This window comes from Halalkalibacter wakoensis JCM 9140 (assembly GCF_000513095.1).
Taxonomy (GTDB): Bacteria; Bacillota; Bacilli; order Bacillales; family Bacillaceae_D; genus Halalkalibacter; species Halalkalibacter wakoensis.
On sequence record NZ_BAUT01000005.1, the window covers coordinates 85,608 to 107,257 of the forward strand.

The 21,650-nt window shown below is 35.8% G+C and carries 26 protein-coding genes; 6 read left to right on the plus strand and 20 right to left on the minus strand.

Annotated features, from left to right (window positions below; translation table 11 throughout):
- Window positions 1-16: 16 nt before the first annotated feature.
- Window positions 17-1,639 carry a Na/Pi cotransporter family protein gene (locus JCM9140_RS04005; protein ID WP_034742659.1) on the minus strand — a complete coding sequence of 541 codons (1,623 nt, stop codon included), beginning with the start codon at window positions 1,637-1,639 and terminating at the stop codon, window positions 17-19.
- Between the two features lie 259 nt (window positions 1,640-1,898).
- On the opposite strand from JCM9140_RS04005, the gene JCM9140_RS04010 reads away from it, so the two are divergent.
- Together JCM9140_RS04010 and JCM9140_RS04015 are read left to right on the plus strand one after the other, a co-directional pair.
- Complete coding sequence (locus tag JCM9140_RS04010; protein ID WP_034742662.1) at window positions 1,899-2,210, plus strand: DUF3892 domain-containing protein; 312 nt, start codon at window positions 1,899-1,901, stop codon at window positions 2,208-2,210.
- A 91-nt stretch (window positions 2,211-2,301) separates the two neighbouring features.
- Window positions 2,302-3,054 carry a YqcI/YcgG family protein gene (locus tag JCM9140_RS04015; protein ID WP_034742665.1) on the plus strand — a complete coding sequence of 251 codons (753 nt, stop codon included), beginning with the start codon at window positions 2,302-2,304 and terminating at the stop codon, window positions 3,052-3,054.
- 141 nt (window positions 3,055-3,195) lie between these two features.
- Here JCM9140_RS04015 and JCM9140_RS04020 read toward each other — a convergent pair whose 3' ends face one another.
- The 5 genes from JCM9140_RS04020 to JCM9140_RS25115 all read right to left on the minus strand — a co-directional run bounded on the left by JCM9140_RS04020 (window position 3,196) and on the right by JCM9140_RS25115 (window position 8,457).
- Complete coding sequence (locus tag JCM9140_RS04020) at window positions 3,196-3,855, minus strand: hypothetical protein (RefSeq protein ID WP_034742667.1); 660 nt, start codon at window positions 3,853-3,855, stop codon at window positions 3,196-3,198.
- Between the two features lie 133 nt (window positions 3,856-3,988).
- Complete coding sequence (locus JCM9140_RS04025; RefSeq protein WP_034742670.1) at window positions 3,989-4,918, minus strand: acetamidase/formamidase family protein; 930 nt, start codon at window positions 4,916-4,918, stop codon at window positions 3,989-3,991.
- Between the two features lie 199 nt (window positions 4,919-5,117).
- Window positions 5,118-6,494: a hypothetical protein gene (locus tag JCM9140_RS04030; protein WP_034742673.1), complete on the minus strand. Its 1,377-nt coding sequence runs from the start codon at window positions 6,492-6,494 to the stop codon at window positions 5,118-5,120.
- A gap of 188 nt (window positions 6,495-6,682) precedes the next feature.
- Complete coding sequence (locus tag JCM9140_RS25110) at window positions 6,683-7,342, minus strand: SLC13 family permease (protein WP_369384396.1); 660 nt, start codon at window positions 7,340-7,342, stop codon at window positions 6,683-6,685.
- Window positions 7,343-7,356: 14 nt separating this feature from the next.
- Window positions 7,357-8,457 (minus strand): SLC13 family permease, encoded by a 1,101-nt coding sequence (locus JCM9140_RS25115; protein WP_369384397.1) that lies wholly within the window; start codon window positions 8,455-8,457, stop codon window positions 7,357-7,359.
- Between the two features lie 366 nt (window positions 8,458-8,823).
- Here JCM9140_RS25115 and JCM9140_RS04040 point away from each other — a divergent pair, with 366 nt between their 5' ends.
- A complete protein-coding gene (locus tag JCM9140_RS04040) occupies window positions 8,824-9,021 on the plus strand; it encodes a cold-shock protein (protein WP_034742676.1) in 198 nt (65 codons plus the stop codon).
- Between the two features lie 88 nt (window positions 9,022-9,109).
- On the opposite strand, the gene JCM9140_RS04045 is transcribed toward JCM9140_RS04040, so the two are convergent.
- From JCM9140_RS04045 to JCM9140_RS04065, 6 genes are all read right to left on the minus strand, one after another.
- Window positions 9,110-9,406 (minus strand): hypothetical protein, encoded by a 297-nt coding sequence (locus JCM9140_RS04045; protein WP_156314753.1) that lies wholly within the window; start codon window positions 9,404-9,406, stop codon window positions 9,110-9,112.
- Between the two features lie 98 nt (window positions 9,407-9,504).
- Complete coding sequence (locus tag JCM9140_RS04050; protein WP_034742682.1) at window positions 9,505-10,032, minus strand: YceI family protein; 528 nt, start codon at window positions 10,030-10,032, stop codon at window positions 9,505-9,507.
- A 164-nt stretch (window positions 10,033-10,196) separates the two neighbouring features.
- Window positions 10,197-10,583, minus strand: a complete 387-nt coding sequence (locus tag JCM9140_RS25120; RefSeq protein ID WP_081727553.1) for a GGDEF domain-containing protein — start codon at window positions 10,581-10,583, stop codon at window positions 10,197-10,199.
- Complete coding sequence (locus tag JCM9140_RS04055; RefSeq protein WP_034742685.1) at window positions 10,580-11,755, minus strand: histidine kinase N-terminal 7TM domain-containing diguanylate cyclase; 1,176 nt, start codon at window positions 11,753-11,755, stop codon at window positions 10,580-10,582. Before JCM9140_RS04055 ends, JCM9140_RS25120 begins: the two co-directional genes overlap by 4 nt.
- 154 nt (window positions 11,756-11,909) lie before the next feature.
- Window positions 11,910-12,203, minus strand: a complete 294-nt coding sequence (locus JCM9140_RS04060) for a hypothetical protein (RefSeq protein WP_034742688.1) — start codon at window positions 12,201-12,203, stop codon at window positions 11,910-11,912.
- Window positions 12,204-12,330: 127 nt separating this feature from the next.
- Window positions 12,331-12,549, minus strand: a complete 219-nt coding sequence (locus JCM9140_RS04065) for a YdbC family protein (protein WP_034742690.1) — start codon at window positions 12,547-12,549, stop codon at window positions 12,331-12,333.
- A gap of 157 nt (window positions 12,550-12,706) precedes the next feature.
- Between JCM9140_RS04065 and JCM9140_RS04070 the strand changes: the two genes are divergently transcribed.
- Window positions 12,707-13,156 (plus strand): GNAT family N-acetyltransferase, encoded by a 450-nt coding sequence (locus JCM9140_RS04070; protein ID WP_034742693.1) that lies wholly within the window; start codon window positions 12,707-12,709, stop codon window positions 13,154-13,156.
- A gap of 320 nt (window positions 13,157-13,476) precedes the next feature.
- Here the strand turns inward: JCM9140_RS04070 and JCM9140_RS22310 are convergent, their stop codons facing one another.
- Window positions 13,477-14,670, minus strand: a complete 1,194-nt coding sequence (locus JCM9140_RS22310; protein WP_052002049.1) for a GAF domain-containing SpoIIE family protein phosphatase — start codon at window positions 14,668-14,670, stop codon at window positions 13,477-13,479.
- Window positions 14,671-14,815: 145 nt separating this feature from the next.
- Window positions 14,816-14,956, minus strand: coding sequence for a YfhD family protein (locus JCM9140_RS22965; RefSeq protein WP_081727555.1), 141 nt, complete (start codon window positions 14,954-14,956; stop codon window positions 14,816-14,818).
- Window positions 14,957-15,127: 171 nt separating this feature from the next.
- Between JCM9140_RS22965 and JCM9140_RS04085 the strand changes: the two genes are divergently transcribed.
- Window positions 15,128-15,655 carry a DUF2179 domain-containing protein gene (locus tag JCM9140_RS04085; RefSeq protein WP_034742696.1) on the plus strand — a complete coding sequence of 176 codons (528 nt, stop codon included), beginning with the start codon at window positions 15,128-15,130 and terminating at the stop codon, window positions 15,653-15,655.
- 60 nt (window positions 15,656-15,715) lie between these two features.
- On the opposite strand, the gene JCM9140_RS04090 is transcribed toward JCM9140_RS04085, so the two are convergent.
- Together JCM9140_RS04090 and JCM9140_RS04095 are read right to left on the minus strand one after the other, a co-directional pair.
- The gene (locus JCM9140_RS04090) at window positions 15,716-16,735 is read right to left on the minus strand and encodes an alpha/beta fold hydrolase (RefSeq protein ID WP_034742699.1); all 1,020 of its coding nucleotides are present in this window, start codon (window positions 16,733-16,735) and stop codon (window positions 15,716-15,718) included.
- A gap of 26 nt (window positions 16,736-16,761) precedes the next feature.
- Complete coding sequence (locus JCM9140_RS04095) at window positions 16,762-17,181, minus strand: hypothetical protein (RefSeq protein ID WP_034742702.1); 420 nt, start codon at window positions 17,179-17,181, stop codon at window positions 16,762-16,764.
- A gap of 205 nt (window positions 17,182-17,386) precedes the next feature.
- Here JCM9140_RS04095 and JCM9140_RS04100 point away from each other — a divergent pair, with 205 nt between their 5' ends.
- The gene (locus tag JCM9140_RS04100) at window positions 17,387-18,730 is read left to right on the plus strand and encodes a cytochrome P450 (RefSeq protein WP_034742705.1); all 1,344 of its coding nucleotides are present in this window, start codon (window positions 17,387-17,389) and stop codon (window positions 18,728-18,730) included.
- 50 nt (window positions 18,731-18,780) lie between these two features.
- Here the strand turns inward: JCM9140_RS04100 and JCM9140_RS04105 are convergent, their stop codons facing one another.
- From JCM9140_RS04105 to JCM9140_RS04120, 4 genes are read right to left on the minus strand one after another with little or no spacing between them, the layout of a single operon-like run.
- A complete protein-coding gene (locus JCM9140_RS04105; RefSeq protein ID WP_034742706.1) occupies window positions 18,781-19,506 on the minus strand; it encodes a hypothetical protein in 726 nt (241 codons plus the stop codon).
- The gene (locus JCM9140_RS04110) at window positions 19,503-20,252 is read right to left on the minus strand and encodes a hypothetical protein (RefSeq protein ID WP_034742708.1); all 750 of its coding nucleotides are present in this window, start codon (window positions 20,250-20,252) and stop codon (window positions 19,503-19,505) included. Before JCM9140_RS04110 ends, JCM9140_RS04105 begins: the two co-directional genes overlap by 4 nt.
- Window positions 20,239-21,135 (minus strand): ATP-binding cassette domain-containing protein, encoded by an 897-nt coding sequence (locus tag JCM9140_RS04115; protein WP_034742710.1) that lies wholly within the window; start codon window positions 21,133-21,135, stop codon window positions 20,239-20,241. Before JCM9140_RS04115 ends, JCM9140_RS04110 begins: the two co-directional genes overlap by 14 nt.
- Complete coding sequence (locus JCM9140_RS04120; RefSeq protein WP_034742713.1) at window positions 21,132-21,512, minus strand: GntR family transcriptional regulator; 381 nt, start codon at window positions 21,510-21,512, stop codon at window positions 21,132-21,134. Before JCM9140_RS04120 ends, JCM9140_RS04115 begins: the two co-directional genes overlap by 4 nt.
- Window positions 21,513-21,650: the final 138 nt, after the last annotated feature.

The window sequence follows — 21,650 nt, forward strand, 5'->3', positions numbered from 1 at the left end:
AGTCTTTTCCTTCATATTATTCTTCGCCGATTACGACCTCGGCAATATTTACCGCATGATCTCCTACTCTTTCAAGGTTACTTACGATATCAACATAAATAATTCCTGCAGATCCTGTACAGCGGTTTTCATTCAAACGAGTAATATGTTTTTTCCTTAAATCACGTTCCATTTTATCAATTTTATCTTCTTTCTCTAAGACAGATTTAGCCATTTCTAAATCATTTGTTTCTAATGCTTTGATTGATTCTCTTAATGTCGATAATGTTAAATCAAACATTGCATCTAAATCTTCTATAGCTGAATCTGAAAATTTCACTTTGTTGACGACTTGATTATCAACGAGTTCCATAATGTTTTCCATATGGTCTCCAATTCGTTCGATATCTCTAACCGTATTCATTAAGGTTGAATGGAGCTTTGAGTCTTCAACTGTGTAAGAATGTGATGCTAATTGAACAAGGTAGTCCGTAATTTTACGGTCTAAATTATTAATGGCATCTTCAAACTGTGGCACTAATTCCCCGTGTTTCTTTTCATGAGTCTTCATATACTTTCCGACTTCTTCAAGTCCTTTTTCTGAAAGCTCAGCCATTCTTAATACTTCTTTTTGCGCCTGTCCTAATGCTATTGATGGAGCTTCTCTAATGAAACGCTCATCTAAGTGAACTGCTTTGTATTCAATAGCTGAATCTTTTCCTGGTATAATCTTTGTAACAATTAAAGCTAAAACGGCAATAAAAGGTAATTGGATAAATGTATTAGATACATTAAAAATCCCATGAGCAAAAGCAATTGTCATTTCAGGATTTAGCATCAACGCATCTTGAATATATGAGATAAGAATCACAAATGGTCTAAATAAAAGTAACACAATGGCAGTACCAATCAAGTTGAAAATTACGTGTGTTAAAGCGGCACGTTTAGCTGCAATGGAGGCACCTAATGATGCAAGTACAGCTGTGATTGTAGTTCCAATGTTATCACCAAACAAAACCGGTAAGGCTGCGTTTAAATCCATCAAGCCTTGTGAAAACAATGTCTGTAATAAACCTATCGATGCTGAAGAACTCTGTACAATGACAGTAAAGATCGTACCAATGAGTACGCCTAATAATGGGTTATCACTCATGCTAACTGTTAAGTCAGCAAAAGCCTGTACTTCACGTAATGGCTTCATCGCATCACCCATGAAATTTAAGCCTAAAAATAACGCTCCAAAACCAAAAATAACTTGACCATAGTTGTTTATTTTTTGCTTTTTAAAGAAGAAGATTAAAAACGTACCTACTGCAATAATCGGTAGTGCATAGGCTGAAATTTTTATCCCGATAATAAAAGCCGTTACAGTGGTTCCAATATTGGCACCCATTATAACCCCTATTGCTTGTTTTAAAGTCATAAACCCAGCGTTAACAAGACCAATCGTTAGAACCGTTGTTCCAGTACTTGTTTGCAGCAAAATCGTAACGACTAAACCGGCTAGAACGCCCATTAATGGATTCGTTGTAAATTTATCAAGTAAATCCCTTAAACGGTCACCTGCTACTTTCTGTAGACCATCTCCCATGTATTTGATACCAAATAAGAAGATCCCTAAGCCTCCCAAAAACATGAACAGAATTGTTTGTAAATCCATTTCATCAACCCTTCTCTTTATATGGTGTTCGACATTTTTCTACAACTTTGTCCCCCTTACACATATTAAAAAACTGTTAAGAGAATGTAAATGATTCGTTTGTAAAGATATTGTAAAGATTTTGTAAAATCCATAATTCACCAAATTCAAACGTTACTTTTAATGTTACGTATGTATTTTTAAACAATAAACGTGTTTGTATTCAAACTTTAAAATAGCATAGCCTAAGAAAAAACCCCATTGGAAAGGATGTCTCTAAATGTCAGATGATCGTTTTGAGCAAGTGTTTGAACAGTATCGTGAGCAAGGAAAAAAGAAGGTTGAAAATGAAGCATATCAAGGAGAAGACAACCGCGAATCAATAGTGGCTGTCAGGAAAAATGAAGAAGGTGATTTAATCGCTTTTAAGACAAGTACTGGTCGTGAATTAGATTACGTACAAGCACTAGAAGAAGCGAAGGCTGGAAATCTTGCACATGTCGATGTCTTTCACAAATATGGGCGTGACATTGTTAGAAGTGAACCTGATGGAATCAAAGAAAATAATTTAGATCAATTACCGCTTTTTTAGTGCACGAAAAATCTCTTATTGACCTCCTCAAGCCCTCCATTAATCACCATTTCTCTTTTTCTTAATAAAGTGAAGAGAGGAGGGCTAAGGAATGATATTGCATCACTTAAACGACTTAATTGAGGATATTAACCTAGCTGATTGGCAACAAGACGCCATTGATCAGTTCAAAAAAAACATGTCCAATAAAGAGAATCTTTTTCCTTGTATTCCTGCAACGCAATCGTTCTTTTTAAATCACTTGCGCTACGCGTTCGTCGGAGATCCTAGAATTCCAAAGACGAAATATGAACTGGCTGACATTTTAAAGGAGTATGCCATTCATTCGAATGTCTTTGGAAAATATTCGTCTCTTATTGTATTCTTTCAAACTCCTGAAGACTTGGCTTCCGCAAACATGGAAACTTTTGAACAATTGTTTTGGGAGCAACTAACACACCTTCACACACTAGATGAACAAAAATGGCCTGATGTCATTCCATTTGATCCAGATCATAACTCTTGGGAATTTTGCTTTCAAAATGAACGTTTTTTTATGTATTGCGCTACACCTTCTCACCTGCATCGTAAAAGTAGATATTTTCCTTATTTTTTATTCGCCATTACCCCCCGGTGGGTTTTAGAACAGTTTGATGAGACCCCTTATTACGCAACTAAAATTAGAACTGCTATTCGAGAACGTCTCATTCAATATGATGACATCCCTCCACATACTGAATTAAGGATGTACGGAGACACTCACAATTTAGAGTGGAAACAATATTTTTTGAGAGACGATCAGACTACATTGAATACGTGCCCATTTTTAAAAATGATCCAAAATAAAAAGAAAAACAAACGATAAAAACAGTAGACAAATGAAGAAAACAAGTTGAATTTTTCATGTTTATCAGCGAACACCCACAAAAGGGGACAAAAAAAGGGCACTGATGAAGGTGTCACAAACCTTTTCACTGCCCTTTCATATATCATTTTGTTTTAAAGATCAGGAATCGGCGTCCAAACTTTGAATGGAGTCCATATGACTAGCAATCATAGCAATAATTGTACTTGCTTCGTCTTTGCTAAAAATGAAGTTAAACTCGTCTTTAATTAATTCATCATCAGCCGTTTTCACTCGATTGGTTCTCTGTAAAACTCCATCTCCCGTTTCTTGAATAACCCCAAATTTATAAGTGATTTCAACATCTTCACTTTCATCAATATATGCTGTAACTTCTGGAGTTTCCCAATCAACATCAAGTGTCTCATACTCGTCATCATCATACTCGTCCAAGCTTTCCACATAAACGATTTCGTCATCCTCATCCTCATATTCAAAGTCTTCCTCTTCGTCATTCATGAATTCGTGAAAGCTCTCGTGAACAACATCGATAATATCTTCAATATCTTCTAAAATCGTTCTAGATATTAGATCGAACTCGATGTCATATGATTCGATGTAAAATTCATTGTTAAATGGATCAAAGAATAATGTGCAGAAATACTCACGATCCTCTTCTTCCGTTTCTACAAAGAATTCAATTCGAGGGTGTTTAGCACCTTTATCAATGGACATGTGACCAATCTGGTCAAATTCTTCACAAATTGATTCAAGATCGTCTTGTAGTTCTGCAGAAACTCGATCAAACCAATCTAATGTCATGAACGATCACCTCTTTATAATATTCGCCTTTTTATTTACGTAAAGCTACTTCTATTTTGAACCAAAGAGATGATTTTCAATCAACTATTAACATTTTTCTACTCCAAACTACTTTCTATTTGGTCGTAAATTATCATAGTGCTCCATGTGGCAAGATTGCATGTACACCTTTCACTTGGTTAACGATTTGTGTAATTCGAAGGTCCACCACAACGCTTGCTAATGCAGTTGCTTCCGATTTACTCACATGATATCGATTTTGTATAAAAGATATCATTTCATTTAAAGCCACAATCGTTGCTTTATTTAAATCTTCATCAAATCCAAATGTAACCCAGCCTGACGGTGTATGGGCAAATGGCATCTGTATAGGCAAATCTTCGCGAACAGTCAATGTCAAGTCAACAACGTCCATTGGACACTCTATCGCTTGACCAGAAACCTCCCCATCTCCCTGTGCGGCATGACCATCTCCAACGGAAAACAAAGCACCTTGAACTGCTATTGGCAAATACAATGTACTTCCTTTAATCAATTCTTTGCAGTCCATATTGCCTCCACAGTAGCGTGGAGGTACCGTTGAAAAAACGCCAGGCTCTTTGGGTGCCGTAGCCATTACACCCATAAAAGGTCGAATCGGCACAGAAAATTCCTTTTCTTTTCTTTTTCCTATGGCGATTTCTTTTTGTTGATCGATCGTCCATTCAAATGTAATCTGTTCTTCTTGAGATAAGCCTAATTGATCATTGATCCAACTTGCTTTACCAGCTGCACAATTCGAGCCATATGAACCAGGCACTAGATCATTGATTTTCACCTCTAGTGTCATTCCAGGTTCAGCTCCGTTGATCGCAATAGGCCCCAATATTGGATGACCCCAAAACCCTTCCTTTTCCCTAGATGTAAACTTCGTCCGCTTTCCTGTTGGATGATTCAAGCCCCAACCAATATCAATGGAGGAACATTGAATCGAATCACCAGATTGAATGGTTACAATCGGTTCATATTCATTACTAAATGAACCATGCAATGTATGATTATTAGCTTCAATAATATGTTTCATAAGTTATTCCTTTCCAATCTTTGCAAGGATTTAGGAAAGCCTTTTGTAATTCTCATTCACACCAGCATCTATTTCGAACCCGCATTTTTCATTACTTGCACTCCTGCTCTATTTGATAAAAATAAGTGCAGCAAATGGTCGTCCCACTCTCCACCTACGTACGCTACTTGGTCTTACCCTTAGCTTTTTCTCCTTTACCTTATAAATATAAAATGAAAAAACCTATCAGAGTACCAACGCCTCCATATAACAAAGCAAAAGGTAAATTTCTTACCGTAATGCGATAAGGACTTTGATTTGTATTCATTGCTGTTATGGTTACGGTGACACCATATGTTCCAACTGTGGCTGTTGCCAACGCCCCTGTAATAAGCACAATCCCTATACTTAGTGGATTAATAATTTCAAAGAGTGGTGGCAATGCTTCTAATAAAATTCCAATCGTAGCAATCGGATGAACTCCTATCATACTCATCACAAGATACGTTAGTTGAATTAAAAACAAGATCAAAAGTGGATGATCTGCTGCAGCGAAAAAAGGTTGTTGAATGAATTGTAAGAACGGGGTTTCATTTAGACTACTTGAAAAGAAGGCTAACGTTAAAAATAAAACAACAAAATTCTGCATTCCGTTTGTTCTTAGCTTCCACGAACTCCAACCAATAACCACAAAACTTCGAAACCTCTTCATCAGCCAAGCCCAAATAAATGAGAATGGTAAAATGACTAGCGTTACGGATAATATAAAATTTAGTTCAAAGTAATTTCCAATGCTAACGACAATAACAAGAAATATGGAAAGAGCCGTTGTTAATTTGACAATATGAAAAAAGATCTGTTTAAACGACAACGACTGTTTTCTATTTGCTTCCGATTGCTCGTAAGGCATGGACCCATACTTCCGTTTCCCCCATACTAAATCAATAAAAAGCACAGTAAAAGAACACAACAAAAGCCACGGTAAAAAGGTTACATAACTCACTCCTGTTCCATCAACCGTGATAGCAACAATCACTTCCATTGGACTCCATGCTAGCGCTAAAGAAAAAGCTCTAAGAGTAGATTGACTTATGAAGGAGTCTCTTAATTTTTTCTTCATTTTTCCCATGTTATCCTGCAATACCTCTTGTGAAATAGAAAGGGCTGACAAATTGATGTAAGTGCATAATATATAGGTAGTTAGAGAGCTTCTTGTGTATAGATTTCCTAAACTTGAGATATTGGTTTTCATGAGTTCATTAATTCTTCGGTCAAACCTCCCTGAGCGCACAACGCTATTCATCCAAGGTAAAACAGCTAAGAAAGATAACAATGGCATGGTAGATGTAAAAAATAATGGCAGCTCATAAAAAGGAAGCCCAGAATAAACAAACAAGCCACCTCCTACGAGTAGAAAAATAAGCCCTAAAACACGAAAAAGTTTTGCCGCATATAGAAACGAAATAAAGAGCATAGGAATTGCCAAGACGCCTACTACGTATGTAATTATCTTATTATCTAAAAACGTATTTGCAACGAATAGAAACAGGACAAATGTATAAATGATGTACCGATATTCCTCTAAAAAGTGTTTCAATTTTGTCCTCCTATTCAGACAGATTTATGCAAGTATTCACTTTACTCCTAGTTACGAAATCTTTCAACTAAACTGATTTAAAAAGTAACATAACTAATCCCATCCCTATAAGTTTACATAATATTATTATCGACTTTTGCAATAAAAAACTCCCTCTAGTTGTTAAAACTAGAGAGAGTACGTTGACATTATCCAACCCATACGAAGTTAACAATTGTCACTGTGATAATCAAATATATGATATTTAGTGGAATTCCCACTTTTAAGTAATCCGAAAAACGGTATCCACCAGGTCCATATACGATTAAATTCGTCTGATATCCAATTGGCGTTGCAAAACTAGCTGAAGCTGCAATCGCGATTGTAACGAAGAATGCCATAGGGTCGACAGCAAGCTGATCTGCAATATGCAACGAGATAGGAAACATTAATACTGCGGCAGCGTTATTTGTGATAATTTCAGTAAAAAAGCTTGTTAACAAATAAACAACAAACACTGCTCCAAGTATACCAAATCCTTGTGTTAACAGTATAAACTGATTGGCAATTAATGCTGCCGCTCCTGTTGATTCCAAAGCAATACCAATCCCAATTGCACAAGCAATGACGAGTAACACATCAAACTGAATGTACTTTCTTGCTCCTTCAAAAGAAACAGTCCCTGTTAAAAACAACGCTACAACAGCTAAAACAGCGGCTTGGAACATTGGTAAAATTTCAAAAGCTGCTAATGCAATCATTAAAAGCAACGTAATAATAGCAATAGGAGACTTTTTTGTATTAATGATTTCTGGTTCATCAATCGTAGAAAGCAAATAAAAGTCGTTTGAATTGGACCACCTTTTCAAAAAGTCCTTATTGGCTAATAAAAGTAAGGTGTCCCCAGCTTTAATTTAATGTCGCCGACTTTGTTATTAATTCTTTCGTCATTCCGATGCACTGCGACTACACCTGCATCGTATTTACTACGAACTCGACTCTCTTTTACTGTCTTATGAATTAACGAAGATTGATGGGAAACAACTGCCTCTACCAGTGAAGCACTCCCATTTTGCAAATCTCCTAGCTTTAAGTGAGTTCCCGTTTCAACGGTCAATCCGCGAATGTTCTGAAGTTCGACAATCGTTGAAAACAAACCTGTGAAAATCAACCGATCTCCTTCCTTGATTTTATAATAGGAAGGAACAGGAGCAGTTCGATCTCCATTGCTGATCACCTCAATTAAATACAATCCCTTTAATTGACGTAAACCAGCCTCTTCGATTGTTTTTCCAATGAGCGGTGATTGCTGCTCAACAATAGCTTCTGATAAATATTCTCGTGAACTTTCTTCAAACGTCTCTTCTGATGTTTTTCGATCTGGTAATAGCTTATACCCAATCGTCACCATAAAAGTAATCGCCACAATACTAGCTGGAATACTGACAATGGCTAATTGAAACATAGAAAAACCAGCCATTCCTTTCTCCAACATAAATCCGTGAACCACAAGATTCGTTGATGTTCCGATTAAAGTCCATGTCCCTCCAAAAATAGCTGCATACGACAAGGGCAACAAGAATTTTGATGGAGAAATATTTCGATCTCTGCACCACTTACGAACAACAGGTGTAAACATGACAACCATCGGTGTATTGTTTAAAAAAGCTGACATCCCCGAAATTGGTACCATCATTTGAAGAAGGGATCGACGCGGACTCTTTCCAGAACTTAATGCTTTTTCTACAAGGTGATTCAAACTTCCACTTTGCTTAACAGCTCCTGCCACAATAAACAGTAAGGCTACAGTTAACATCCCTTCATTTGAAAAGCCTTTTAACGCTTCCGCCGGGGTCAAGATTCCGAATAAAATTAATGTAGCTAATGAACAAAATAAGATAAAATCAGGTCTTGCCACTTCTTTTATAAGACAGATAAGCATTCCAACCACAACCAAAATGACAAATACAATCTCAAAACTCAACTTATCCATCCTCCATTCCAATAAAACCAATTAGTTTAGTGTGTTTTAAAAGATAAAAAAGGGCCTATTCCTTTTGTTAAAAAGAATAAGCCTTCGGTGCGTCCAATCAGCTTTACTTATGATTATGATTTTAAATTTATATGATTATATTATTCTGTTAATTCATATCTGTCAAGTTGGTTTTATGAAGAAATTTTATTATTTGCATTTTCATACCAAACTTGGTATGATTAGATTGCTTATTTTTGTTCGGAGTAACTAATTGATTTAAGACTTCTTTACTAAATGTGATTTTGTCTTGATGGGTTATGTGTATGAGCAAGGATAGTAATAATTAGTGGATCATCCACATTTGGAGGCAATATCATGACACAAGGTACAGTAAAATGGTTTAACGCAGAAAAAGGTTTCGGATTTATCGAAGTTGAAGGTGGAGATGACGTATTTGTACACTTCTCTGCTATTCAAGGAGAAGGATTCAAATCTTTAGAAGAAGGCCAAACTGTTACATTCGAAATTGAACAAGGCGCTCGTGGTCCACAAGCTGCTAACGTTCAAAAGTAATAAATTTTAAAGAAGACCTCACTCAGGGTCTTCTTTTTTTTATAGCTCATAAAAGAAAAAGGATGTGAATACAGCCTTTTTCTTTTTATTACAAAATAGCATATAAGAAGCTACACACTAACAATAATAAAGAACTTACCAATAAAGGATTTAATGAAAGCAATTTACTTCCCTCTTTCGGGACGTAATTTCCAAACGTTTTCATGGCAAGGTGCGCTTCAGTGGAAAGGCCTGTTGTAGATAATAACAATGTAATAGCTCCAACAATAAAAGCCACATTGACAATTTCATACCCAAAGTACCAACCAATTAGGCTACTTATCACGATTAGTACTATAAAAATGAGAGCTGTATTTCTAATATATTCTTTAATGTAACACACCATCCCTTCAACCCTTTTCATTTTATTAAATTTACATACAACTTGTAAAGGATGAAAAAATAAAAAGTGCAGCTTATTCAGCCACACTTCATACTTCTTTTTTATTCAACAACAAACTCGAAATTAGCCTGTAACTTCACATCTTTTCCGACTAACACTCCACCTGTTTCAAGTGCAGCATTCCAAGTCAATCCGTAAGCTTCACGGTTTAATTTGCCTTCAACATCAAATCCAGCTACTGTACTTCCATCCATAGGGTTTTTGGATGTCCCGTTGTACTCAACTGTGAAGGTTTCTGTTTTTGTAACATCTTTCACCGTGACTTGAGCTGTCATTTCATACTCCTCATCAGAAACTTTTTTAATAGATTCACTTTGAATCTTGATTACAGGATAGTTTTCTGAATCAAAGAAATCAGCAGAGCGAAGATGACCATCGCGATCATCATTATTAGTATCAATAGAAGCTGTTTTAACTTCTACGTTTACGTTCAGTGCCTCTAGATTCTCAATGTCTCCTTCAATTTGAACATCAAAATCTTTAAATTCCCCTTTTGCCTTTGATACCATCATATGCTTCACTGAAAAACCAATTCCACTGTGTACTTTATCTAATTTAAACGTTGTCATGCTTTTATCCCTCCAAATTATCACTTTCTAATATTAATTAACTTACTTTATGTTATTAACTATACATTAGCTATTTTATTACGTCAAAGAAAATTTTAATAATAATTGAAAAAAAGTACTGAAAAAAGCAGTTCAGCTTTTCAGTACTTTTTTCATTTGTTCCCTTACCGGGGCATTGTTGACGTTTCAATTGAACATTCGACTCTGTTTCTTCCACTTCGCTTAGCTCTATATAGAGCTTGATCCGCCTGTTTTATGAGGCTAGTGATTGTGTCTTTGCTTTCGTTATGTTGGAAAATCGAAGAAACACCAAAACTAGATGTGACATGAATGGGTTCATTCATATATCTAACATGACCGGAAGCTATTTTCACTCTAATTGCTTCGGCCATTTGAGCTGCTATTGTTATTGGAGTATTCGGTAAATAAATAACAAACTCTTCCCCACCGTACCTTCCAATAAGGTCCGTATTACGTAAGCACTCTTTTACAAGGTTTACGACAGACTTCAGAACAAGATCTCCACCCTCATGGCTGTATGTATCATTTATATTTTAAAGTGATCAATATCAAATAATATTATCGAAACGAAGTCATTCCCTGACCCTGCGTATAGTTGTTCCGTTTCTTTCAAAAAAAATGTTCGATTAAACACCTGAGTTAGTCCATCAATACTTGCAAGACGGTGAAGCTCTTCTTGTAACTGGACCCGCTCTGTCACATCAAAAAAAGTGATAATACGACCAATTTTTAGATTCGATTTACTAATGACTGGAGTAAATCGAATCTGATAGCACCTTCTAGAACCATCTTGTTTATACTCATAATCGGACTCCGTTTCTTCAAGCACGATCTCTTTAAGTATTTCTTCCTTCAATATATTGGAAAGAGATTTCCCAATACTTGTTTTATTTAAAGATGGAACAATGTTTCTAGCTGCATCGTTATAGTCCACAATCACATCATTATGATTTAAAACAACCATACCTTGCTGCAAACTTTCGAATACTTTATGTCTCGCTATCGGAACTACATTAAACATTTGAAAAGAAATTAATGCAGCACCATGAAATATAAAAGCGATACTCATTGAAATAGGTCCTAAGTCAATTCCATGGGGGCTTAAACCTGTTAAATAAAAGACACTCCCAATGACCGGAACAATTAGTCCCGTAATCATCATAATCAATTGCAAACGAAATCGATTCGTTACCTTTTTTAATTGGACACACAAAATCCCAACGCTTAATGTCATACAAGCATATAAAAAAATAGAGTGGATGTAAAAAAACAATCCCCCTGTTAATTGAATAATGGGAAAAGGACTTTCCATCCGCAACTCCATGGAGGTGTAATAAAGGGAATGTAAATCATTCGTAAAATGAGTAATAATGGTCACGAAGGGAATCACATTAAGAATGACAGAAATCGACCTTGGTAGATTGTATCCTATATAATCCGTACACATATACAAGACAAAAACAGGAATAAACGGTAAAGCAAGGTATTGAATACGAAGCCAAAATTTTATTTCTTCTAATGATGTACTTGTTAACTCGAATGCATAGCCATAAGTGAAAATAGCACACATGCATGTAGCTAAAATATAATACTTCGCTCCTGGAGCATGCCTGATTTTTAAAAAAGCAAATAAGCACAGAAACGTACTTAGCAATCCACCAGCTATTCCAAAGATGATATAAACAAGCAAACCTTCTGTCATAATGATCTTCTCCAAAACAATGTTTTCATTATTATATAGTTTGAATGATTCGAAAACTAGCATTTTTTTTAATAAATTATCAAAATACACCTACAAAAAAGGTACTAAAAAAGGTGATTTCCTTTTTCAGTACCCTCTAGAGCTTATAAAATTTTTAGGCAGGTACCTTTTCTTTAAAAATGGTTTTACACTCTTTTTTAACAACTTCTAATGTGTCTTCAATATCGCTCGGGTTTAAAACGGTAACTACAAACATCGGAACGAGTGAACTGTTGTCACTTGGTTCAAACATCACTTTTACAACCTCTTCTGTTGAGATCGTGTCACTATCGTCAGAACAAATTTCAACTTTTTCCCAAACAACATAATAATGATTTTTTAATTCTTCTTGTAAATATTGTTTTACTTCTACTAGTTCACGTGTCACCATTTTTATCATCTCTTTCATTAGTATCTTGTTTCACCTTTATTTTAGTCATAAGGTCACAATCATTCTGTGAACTTTATCACATTCTGTATAATAAATGAAAATGATAAAAGAATCTACATTAACATAGATTCCCTGATCATTTATATCATGATTTATTCGAAAAAGCTCTTAGTAAAATTTGCATTTCGTCTTCGGATAAAGTAACTCCTTTTCCCATTTTTGAGTGATCTGGTGCCCAATCTCGAATATCGTATTTCGGTTCTCGACCATTCCAGCTAATAAGGTTCACTTCTTTCTTCCAGCCTTTGTTTCCTTCTGATAAAACTACTACATGTTCTACAATCTCAAAATTTATCTCAGCCATCTTTTCCTCCAACAATGTTATTATTTCAGAATTATATTGCCAAATTTCTCTTCAGATGTAAACTAAAGACATAACGTAATAGATAGTCTACGCCTGTTTAAACTAAATTTATTTATAATTTTCACACAAAACATGACTATTTACAAAGGAGAACATCATGAAAATAAACACAAAACGATTAACACTAATTCCCTGTACAAACGAAAGCTTATCCAGCATTGAAAGCCATTATCCAATCGGCCCTCATATTGAAAGTTATGTTAATGATCTTGAACAAAATGAATCTCTTCTAGGTTGGGGTGTTTGGTTCGTTATCGCTCAAGAGAATGTGGTTATAGGCGATATAGGCTTCAAAGGAAAACCAGACTCAAAAAAAAGCGTTGAGATTGGTTATGGCATTATAGAAGAAGCCCAAAATAAGGGGTTTGCAACAGAAGCCGTACAAAATTTAATACAATGGGCTTTTGCATTTGAGGAGGTTGAAATAGTAAAAGCGGAATGTCTAGAGGATAACATTGCCTCCATTAAAGTTTTAGAAAAATTAGGTATGAAGAAAGTAAATCAACAAGATAATATGCTCGAGTGGGAATTAGTTAAACCGAGATGATAACCTTTGCATGAGAAAGCTAGCTATGATTACATCTAGCTCTCTCATGCTTTTAAAAGACAAAAACAAAACCTAGATACATAATTAAAGCCACAACCGGAATCAATCCAAGATACAACCAGAGCTGACTATTTACACTTTTTTTACTACTGTAGTTTTCGTCTTCAACTTTTGTAAGATTTAACGTTATAATAAGAGATATTGCACAGACAATGCCCGCGAAAATAACTACATAAATCATTTTTCCTCCGATCATTCACCTTATTCAGTACCATCATATCAGCTATTAACGATTAAATCGAACAAACTGACTCCATTTTTTAGCGCTTTAATTTAATGGAAACTAAGCATATATCGTCAGCATGATCTGACTGAGAATGCACGTAATTGGAAAAGTGAGAAATCGTTGTTTGATTTTCCTTTTTAGCTGTTGAGTGCTCTCTTGCCATTGTTTCAGCTGCACTTTCCTTTTCCGTGTAGAGAAAATCTGTTAATCCATCTGAATACAACAAAATTTCATCTGCACTTTCAAAAGAAACCTCCCCTGTCTTTTGAGTTAATTGGGGGTAGATCCCTAAAGGCATAGAGCCTCTATCTAATAATTCATGGTGCTTACTATGTATGACTAAACCAGGGGGATGTCCTGCGTTCATATATCGAACGGTTTTTATATTAAAATCAATTAGTGTGTATATTCCTGTCACAAAAGTGACCATATTTGAGTCGTCCTCAAATAACGTAAGAACAACTTGATTCAATTCGTTCATTACTTCAAACGGTTCAACTTCGCGCATGATAATGTCTTTTAGTGATGCATGCAGCGCCATTCCAATTAAAGCGGATGAGACACCGTGCCCCATGACATCTAATACAATCACACCATAAAGATTCTCTTTAATTTTGTACCACGTACATACATCTCCCGATAAATGAAACGATGGTGTATAAATAGAATCAATTTCTATATGAGCATCCTTATATGGTTTGCTTATGACTGAACGTTGGACATTTCTTGCTAATTGAAACTCTTTTTTTGTTTGTAATTCATAATCTTGTAATTTCAAAAAGGCCTTTTCCAATTCTAAAGAATTAGCAATTAACTTTGCATACCCTTCCAGCTTTTTAATATCCCTTTCTTCCAGTACATAAGGAGATGGGTCCAAAGCACAGAGCGTTCCAAATGTCGTCCCATCTTCAAATGTGATGGGCACACCTAAATAGGAACCGATTGAAAAATCATATGTAACTTGCATGTTGTTAACTAAATCTGATTGAAGGGAGTTTTTTATTAATAGTGGTCTACTGTCATGGACCACCTTTCCACAATAGGATTCCGATAATGGTGCATCCACTTTAGCTGGGATTGAACAACCGCCTTCTTGATTAATGGTTTGTAAAATTCGAAATCGTTCATCCTGAGTTGTCGCAACAAAGAATGTTTTTGCTGAAATGGTATCCTTCATTAAGTTAAGAACTTGTTGAGCTGTCTCATCAAATTTCTTCATCCGTCCCATAAAATAAAAACCTCATCTATTCATAGTTACTTTAACTATAATTCATCTACATCCAAAAATATATAGTTAAAGACCAAGAACTTTATTTTTACATAAGTAATGAAATAGCGCAAAAGGTCTAACTAGACCTTTTCACCCCAACCGGTTACCTGTTTTTTTCCTGCTTTTTTTGAGCGCGTTCATCGGCTTGATCCATTCTCGCCATAGCTTCTTTGTCTTTAGCGTCAGCTAATTCCTCAGAATATTCTACTTCATCGTACTGACCTTGTGGATTGTTTTTGCTCATGTTAAATCCTCCTGTCCTGAGTTATGAAAGATAAGACAGCTCTCTTATCATATTTAGTATGATCATTCTTCTGTCTTACATGTGCAGTACTTTTGGTTTGGTTACATATCGCAAAACTGAATTGGAAATGATATGAGCAGAAGTCCAAAGGTTAATGACAGGGTGACGCTTATGTATAACATCTTTTTAATATTATTACTTCAGATCATTTTAGTACCGGTATTATCTCTTAGAATTATTTTTGTAGTAAAGAATATGACTATCCTTGCTTCTGCCTTTGGCTTTTTGGAGGCATTAGTTCATATTTTTGGTCTTTCAATCGTACTAAGTGGAGAACAAAACATCGCTGAAATGCTAACCTATGCGGTAGGGTTTGGAGCTGGTATCTACATTGGAGGATACATCGAGAATAAACTAGCTTTAGGATATACAACATTAACAGTAAATCTGTTAACAAGGAATGTTGACTTAATTTCAAGCTTGCGAAATGAAGGGTTTGGAGTAACTGTTTTTGAAGGAATGGGCAAAGATAGCACAAGATATCAATTACAAATTTTAACAAAAAGAAGCATGGAACAAAAACTCATCAGCATGATTGAAGAGAAAGAACCACATGCCTTTATTGTTTCTTATGAACCTCGTAAGTTTAAAGGTGGATATTTATTAAAAGGTATGAAGAAGAAGAATATACCTAATTGAATTACATACTAATTGGGCTTTCAAAAAAAAACCTGCTCCTTCACAATAGGAGCAGAGCTTTTATGACCTCACTCTTAGCCACTCACTTAGAAAATCGGGAATCTCTCCAGTCATAGCAAGCGTAACATGCCCTCCTTTTACTAGTTTGTATGTCTTATCTTGACTCGACACTTCATTCATCAACGGTTTCGTAAAGAATTCAGGGACAAGGTCATCTCCAGTTGTGGAAATGACTAATAAATTGGCCTGAATTCTTGATAACAAAACATCATTCCTATTTAAGATAAGCTGGCTTTTGATTAGTTTATTGTCTCTAATAACCTCCGTTATGAATTGCTTTAAGGCAGCACCAGAAAATGGTACATGTCCTTTTACCCATTGGTTAAATAACCGCCATTTCCTTACAGCAGCTGGATCATTCGCGCGGTGAAACAGTGACAAATAAGAACTATACGTTAGTGGTGATACCACAAGCCTCATCATCCATTCCATTACTTTTGCTGGAACGATCCCATAATCATCTAGTAACTCCATGTTTAAATCATGATTTTTAAGATCTTTGAACCATTTTTTCAAAAAAGGTGAGTCTGTAAAATTAATTGGAGGTGCAAGCAGTACGAGATTTTTTATTGATTCTTTTGTAATAGCCGCATGCATTACAGCTAATGTGCCCCCTAGACAATAGCCAATTACACTAATATCTGTTGAATTGGCGTGTATTTTTGCTCGTTTCACTGCCTTTTCAATCGTACGAATATAATCATCAAGCTTTATGTCTTTATCCTCATAGCCGACTTTTCCAAAATCGAGTAAATAAACATCATATCCTTCTTTTCCATATGCTTCTATCATGCTTATACCCGGGTGAAGGTCGAGAATGTATGATTCATTAATAAGTGAGTAGATCAAAAACAATGGTGTATTGTATTGTTTGTTTGGAGATGGATAATAGAATAATGTAGATTTGTTTAGCTTCCATATGGTTTCTTTGTTTGTTTGGCCAACTTTTGGGACCGGGTCTAGAAAGATTGATCGAATGCCTTCCCACCTATTAGTACCCTTGTCTTGTTTCTCATCCATCTAGCTTCCTCCTTACAAACGATAAGTTATTTCTCTTTTAAGTTAGATGAATCTACTATGCTTTGAATTAATAGTTTTTTTAATTCTCTTTTATATTCATATTTCGTGACTCGTTCTGGCCGTTTAACTTCCGTTGAACCAGTCATTAGTCTTTCCTCTATTGCATCCACCTTTTCTTCGATTTGCTTTGAAATTTTTGCTACGTTTGCTACATCTTCTTTAGTAGGAACGTTTAAGTAAAGAGCGATAACATTCATATATTCTCGTAACTCCTTCAATCCCTTCCTGTGATTTTTCGCTCCTTGTTTTATTAATTTCATCATTTGATCATCTTCAAATAGTTGGTGTAACCATTTATTTAGTTTCACCTCTGATCTGTAGCCAAAATGCTTTACGAGTTTGCCTAGATTCACTTCCTGTTTTTTTCTTTTTTTCTTTTTCCCCATTTTCCGCCTTCCCCTTTCAACCTAAAGTTGTACTTTTACTTATATATTCAAAAACGTGTATGCTGCTTGCAGATTTGTCCATGTTTCACAAATAAAAAAGAGGGTTCCGCTACCGTACAAGCCAAAACAACCTTTATTCATAAACTAAACCGTATGTCACCTTACTCTAAAAAAAGGAGGGCACTGAAAAAAGGGGGAAAGACTGATGACAAAAGAGAAGATTATAAACGGACCAAGCGGAAAATGGTTGACTGGGCATGTGAAAGATTTTCAAAGAGATCCACTTGGGTTTCTCACTTTTCTTTCAACCGAATATAAAGATTTGGCCAAAATTCGCTTTGGCCCAAGAAGAGTGTATGTCGTATCTAATCCAGCTTTAATAAAAGAAATACTCGTCACAAAACAAAAAAGCTTTGTAAAGTCCCAAGATTTGCAAATCTTGAAGGATGTTGTTGGGGAAGGACTTCTCACAAGTGAAAAAAAAGTTCATATCCAGCAGAGGCGAATGATTCAGCCTTCTTTTCAACACGCTCATATTAGCAAGTACGCACAGGATATGATTGACACGACTAATCAATGTCTGTCTAATTGGGAACATGGAGCAGAAGTAGTTATAACCGATGAGATGATGAATATTACTTTAGGTATTATTGCAAAAACCATGTTTAGTATGGAGTTTGAAGAAGGAGTTTCAAAAATCGGAGAACCGATGGATACGTATATGAAACTGGCTGTTAAAAGGATGAGGTCTCTATATCCTCTACCATTGTGGGTTCCGACCAAGGCCAATCGAACATATAAACAATCAATAAAATCATTGGATGAGGTTATTTCCTCTATTATTGATAAAAGAAGAAAAGAAGGCTCTATTTCTCAAGATCTTCTTGGGGTATTATTGCAAGCTCGCGATGAAAAAAGTGGTGCAAAAATGACAGATGATCAACTCAAAGATGAACTAATGACGATTTTCTTAGCAGGGCACGAGACAACAGCGAATGCACTTTCATGGACTTTATATTTGTTGACACAACATCCTGAAAAGCAGCAAAAGCTTCATGATGAAATAGAGTCAGTTATTGGAGACACCCCGGTGACTCCCGAGCACTATCAAAAGTTGCCATTTACACAAAACGTTATTTCAGAAGCCCTTCGCATGTACCCACCTGCGTATGTGATCGGACGACGTGCTGATGAAGATGTGAATGTAGGCGAGTATCATTTCAAAAAAGGCGATATGATTATGATGAGTCAATACGGCGTTCATCGAAGGGAAGAATATTTTAAAAACCCGGAACAATTTATCCCAGAACGGTTTGAAAACAACTTTATTAAAACGATTCCAACTTTCGCCTATTTTCCATTTGGTGGCGGACCGCGCGTTTGTATCGGAAACCACTTTGCAATTATGGAATCGGTGTTGGTTTTAGCTTGTATCGCAAAACGATTTAAGTGGAAGCTCGCATCAAATCATCATATAGTAAAACCACAACCGCTTATTACGTTAAGACCCAAATATGGTTTACGTATGGTTTTGGAAGAAAAGGAGTAATTCGTGCTGCCCCTAACAAACATCATCACTTGTTAAGGGCAGCTTTCACTTTATTGATTCAGTAACGCTTCATCTACAAAGTTAATGTAAATATCAGATAAGTCCACCAGTTCGGTGTCTTTTGGAATTTTTATGAACAATAAAGAAGGACCTATTTGAACGGTACTATAATCTGGGTCCATAAGACTCGGTTCTCCCGTGAATTGACTAATCGTAAATTCATTTGTAAATTTCGTAAAGTTCACATGTACATCCTCAGGCTGACTCAATTTTATCGTGTTATTTTCAAAGCCTACTTGTGTTGGTTTGATTAAATGTGATAAATCGTACCCTTCAACCATTGGTCTTGTTGTATAATACGCTAACTCAACTATTCCATCATTCGTCTCTTTTCTTTGTGCAAAAACCGAAACCCCTACATACTCATTGTTATTGCTTATAACTTCAATGATCCTATCCTCTACTTCAAATTCCCATGTGTTAGCAACGTATATGGAGTCTACCTCATCGATTCTTCCTTCATTAGCTGCATCATAAAATTGTTGATACCTTTGATCCAAATCCATTTGACTAATTGAATGCTGTTTGGCTGTTTCAATCGGCAGGAACATTGACACTACAAGAGCTATTACTAATAGGCCCGTATATCCACCGATAAATCCTTTCGTCTTCCAACTTGAGGAAATGGAAATTTGTTTGGAACGTGATAATCTTAGTGATAAGGTGATCACGATTACAATAAAACCAAACATAATAATCGTTCCGAGAAACATCATTGTTTTACCTCCAGTCTATTAGACATGATGGTAGCTAAGAAAAAGAACAAAAGAACACTTCCTCCGACCTTAATGAAAAACAAAGCAAATGACGACTCTGTAAACAAAGCAGAAATGATCGATGCCAAAAGGTTCCCTGCCCCTTCTCTCGCTTCCAAAAATAAAGTAGCAAAAAAGACCGCAGGCAAAATCACACTAAATATTTTGCTTATTTGAACGAATGTCCCTACCAAATAACCTAATGCACTAAAAAGTAAAACATATAAACTCGTTGCTCCCACACCAATCATAAACTCCGTTGGAGAATAGAAGGCGCTGGTTTCTAAAAGAACTTCATGATTCAGAAAATAATACGCGACTACTTTTAAAAGTGGACTCGTTAATAAAGCTAGTACTGCGCCGACGAAACTAACGGTCACTAAGAAGGCGATATTGGCAATATTACTCGTTACCCGATTTGTGACAAAGGTAAAATCATCATATCGAAATGACTTTGTTGTGAGCATGATCGATTGGATAAAAGCCCACAACATAGTAAATCCAATGACCAAGTTCGCTGAATAATAATTGACACTAACCGAAAAGCCCATCCCCCCCGTTCCCATCTGTCCAGTACCGTTTAACGAAAACAAGATGGCCATTATTTGCAACAATACTAATGAACTAAATATACCTACATTCGCTTTCAATTTATAAAAATACAATCTTTTCACTGTTGTCGAAAATGAAATCTCACTTAAAGACATCATCAATTCCTCCCGTTGATGGACTCGTCAAATAGACACACAGATCATTTGGTGACACAGCTGAAATGGCAACTCCTGTATCGGTCATTTTTGCAAGATCTTCTTTAGTAAAAGTGTTTTTCGTAACAACGTAAACATCATCAAGTCCTACTCTAGTTCGGTAATAAACCTCCCTATCCCCCATCCATTCTTGAAGCACTTCTTTATTGCCAGATAGGCCAATCGCCATTTCTTTTAGTTCTAATAAAGACAGATGCAAATGATTCTGACCCTCTTTGATCAAAAGAATATCCTCCAATAACTCTTCTATCTCATTTAAATGATGACTTGATATCAAAATTGTCCGTGGATGAGCTAGGTAATCCTTTAACAAAGCCCGATAAAAATCACTTCGCACAGCTGCATCCATCCCCGTTGTCGGTTCGTCAAAAATTGTTAAAGGACATCTTGATGCCAATCCGACTATCATGTTAAATGTGCTTTTCATTCCTTTTGATAATTTGTCGTGAGTTTGCTTCGGGTCCAAAGAGAAATAGCGAAACAACCGTCCAGCTAGTTCTGAATCCCAATTTACATAGAACATTTCAGCCGATTTTAAAATATCAGTTAAACGCAAAGAGGTTGGTAGATTCATTTGATCGTGAACAAAAATCATGTTTGCTGATACTAGTAAACTATTAAATGGATTCTCCCCAAAAACAACTATGTCCCCCGAGGTTTGTTTAATATGTCCTGCTACCATCTTCAATGTAGTGGTCTTTCCTGCACCGTTTCTACCAATAATTCCTGTAATCTTATTTTCTTCGATTGCAAAGGAGAGATTATTTATGGTTGTTTTAGGGCCATACTTTTTTGTCACATTTTGAAACTCAACTATATTCATTTGTCATCCTCCTTCTTTGTAAATGATAGCTGAATCATCTTAATTAGTTCCTGCTCGGTTACATGTAGATGTTTTGCTTCCCTCACTACATCCATGACCAAGTTTGCTAAATTTTCATTTTTCCTTCGAGTTAAGATCATTTCGCTTGCATTACTTGCAACAAATAATCCTAATCCTCGCTTTTTATATAAAATGTTTTCATTTACTAGCATATTTAATCCTTTTGCCGCGGTAGCCGGGTTTATGTTAAACATATCTGCCAATTGATACTGTGAATAGACTTTTTGATCAGATTCAAAACTTCCACGTAAAATCTCTGTTTCCATCCATTCAGAAACCTGTACGTAAATCGGCTTTGACCCATCACTTTGAATCATCTAATAAAACACCCCCTCAACAACATAGTGCATTACTGTTGTAATGTAGTATATGATGAATTTCAAAATGTTTCAAGGTATTTCCATAAAAATACAGTTCAAATTAAGAATATTTTCCATTTTTTATTAAATTTTCTA

What these genes read in the sequence shown, in the direction of transcription:
- JCM9140_RS04120 (WP_034742713.1), bottom strand. Translation starts at nt 21,512, where the DNA reads ATGATTCAAAGTGATGGGTCAAAGCCGATTTACGTACAGGTTTCTGAA.
- JCM9140_RS04025 (WP_034742670.1), bottom strand. Translation starts at nt 4,918, where the DNA reads ATGAAACATATTATTGAAGCTAATAATCATACATTGCATGGTTCATTT.
- JCM9140_RS04115 (WP_034742710.1), bottom strand. Translation starts at nt 21,135, where the DNA reads ATGAATATAGTTGAGTTTCAAAATGTGACAAAAAAGTATGGCCCTAAA.
- JCM9140_RS22310 (WP_052002049.1), bottom strand. Translation starts at nt 14,670, where the DNA reads ATGGGACGGATGAAGAAATTTGATGAGACAGCTCAACAAGTTCTTAAC.
- JCM9140_RS04110 (WP_034742708.1), bottom strand. Translation starts at nt 20,252, where the DNA reads ATGTCTTTAAGTGAGATTTCATTTTCGACAACAGTGAAAAGATTGTAT.
- JCM9140_RS04055 (WP_034742685.1), bottom strand. Translation starts at nt 11,755, where the DNA reads ATGACAGAAGGTTTGCTTGTTTATATCATCTTTGGAATAGCTGGTGGA.
- JCM9140_RS04070 (WP_034742693.1), top strand. Translation starts at nt 12,707, where the DNA reads ATGAAAATAAACACAAAACGATTAACACTAATTCCCTGTACAAACGAA.
- JCM9140_RS04100 (WP_034742705.1), top strand. Translation starts at nt 17,387, where the DNA reads ATGACAAAAGAGAAGATTATAAACGGACCAAGCGGAAAATGGTTGACT.
- JCM9140_RS04090 (WP_034742699.1), bottom strand. Translation starts at nt 16,735, where the DNA reads ATGGATGAGAAACAAGACAAGGGTACTAATAGGTGGGAAGGCATTCGA.
- JCM9140_RS04065 (WP_034742690.1), bottom strand. Translation starts at nt 12,549, where the DNA reads ATGGCTGAGATAAATTTTGAGATTGTAGAACATGTAGTAGTTTTATCA.
- JCM9140_RS04045 (WP_156314753.1), bottom strand. Translation starts at nt 9,406, where the DNA reads ATGGTGTGTTACATTAAAGAATATATTAGAAATACAGCTCTCATTTTT.
- JCM9140_RS04050 (WP_034742682.1), bottom strand. Translation starts at nt 10,032, where the DNA reads ATGACAACGTTTAAATTAGATAAAGTACACAGTGGAATTGGTTTTTCA.
- JCM9140_RS04105 (WP_034742706.1), bottom strand. Translation starts at nt 19,506, where the DNA reads ATGATGTTTCTCGGAACGATTATTATGTTTGGTTTTATTGTAATCGTG.
- JCM9140_RS04020 (WP_034742667.1), bottom strand. Translation starts at nt 3,855, where the DNA reads ATGACATTAGATTGGTTTGATCGAGTTTCTGCAGAACTACAAGACGAT.
- JCM9140_RS04005 (WP_034742659.1), bottom strand. Translation starts at nt 1,639, where the DNA reads ATGGATTTACAAACAATTCTGTTCATGTTTTTGGGAGGCTTAGGGATC.
- JCM9140_RS04060 (WP_034742688.1), bottom strand. Translation starts at nt 12,203, where the DNA reads ATGAAAGAGATGATAAAAATGGTGACACGTGAACTAGTAGAAGTAAAA.
- JCM9140_RS04095 (WP_034742702.1), bottom strand. Translation starts at nt 17,181, where the DNA reads ATGGGGAAAAAGAAAAAAAGAAAAAAACAGGAAGTGAATCTAGGCAAA.
- JCM9140_RS04015 (WP_034742665.1), top strand. Translation starts at nt 2,302, where the DNA reads ATGATATTGCATCACTTAAACGACTTAATTGAGGATATTAACCTAGCT.
- JCM9140_RS22965 (WP_081727555.1), bottom strand. Translation starts at nt 14,956, where the DNA reads ATGAGCAAAAACAATCCACAAGGTCAGTACGATGAAGTAGAATATTCT.
- JCM9140_RS04010 (WP_034742662.1), top strand. Translation starts at nt 1,899, where the DNA reads ATGTCAGATGATCGTTTTGAGCAAGTGTTTGAACAGTATCGTGAGCAA.
- JCM9140_RS04040 (WP_034742676.1), top strand. Translation starts at nt 8,824, where the DNA reads ATGACACAAGGTACAGTAAAATGGTTTAACGCAGAAAAAGGTTTCGGA.
- JCM9140_RS04085 (WP_034742696.1), top strand. Translation starts at nt 15,128, where the DNA reads ATGTATAACATCTTTTTAATATTATTACTTCAGATCATTTTAGTACCG.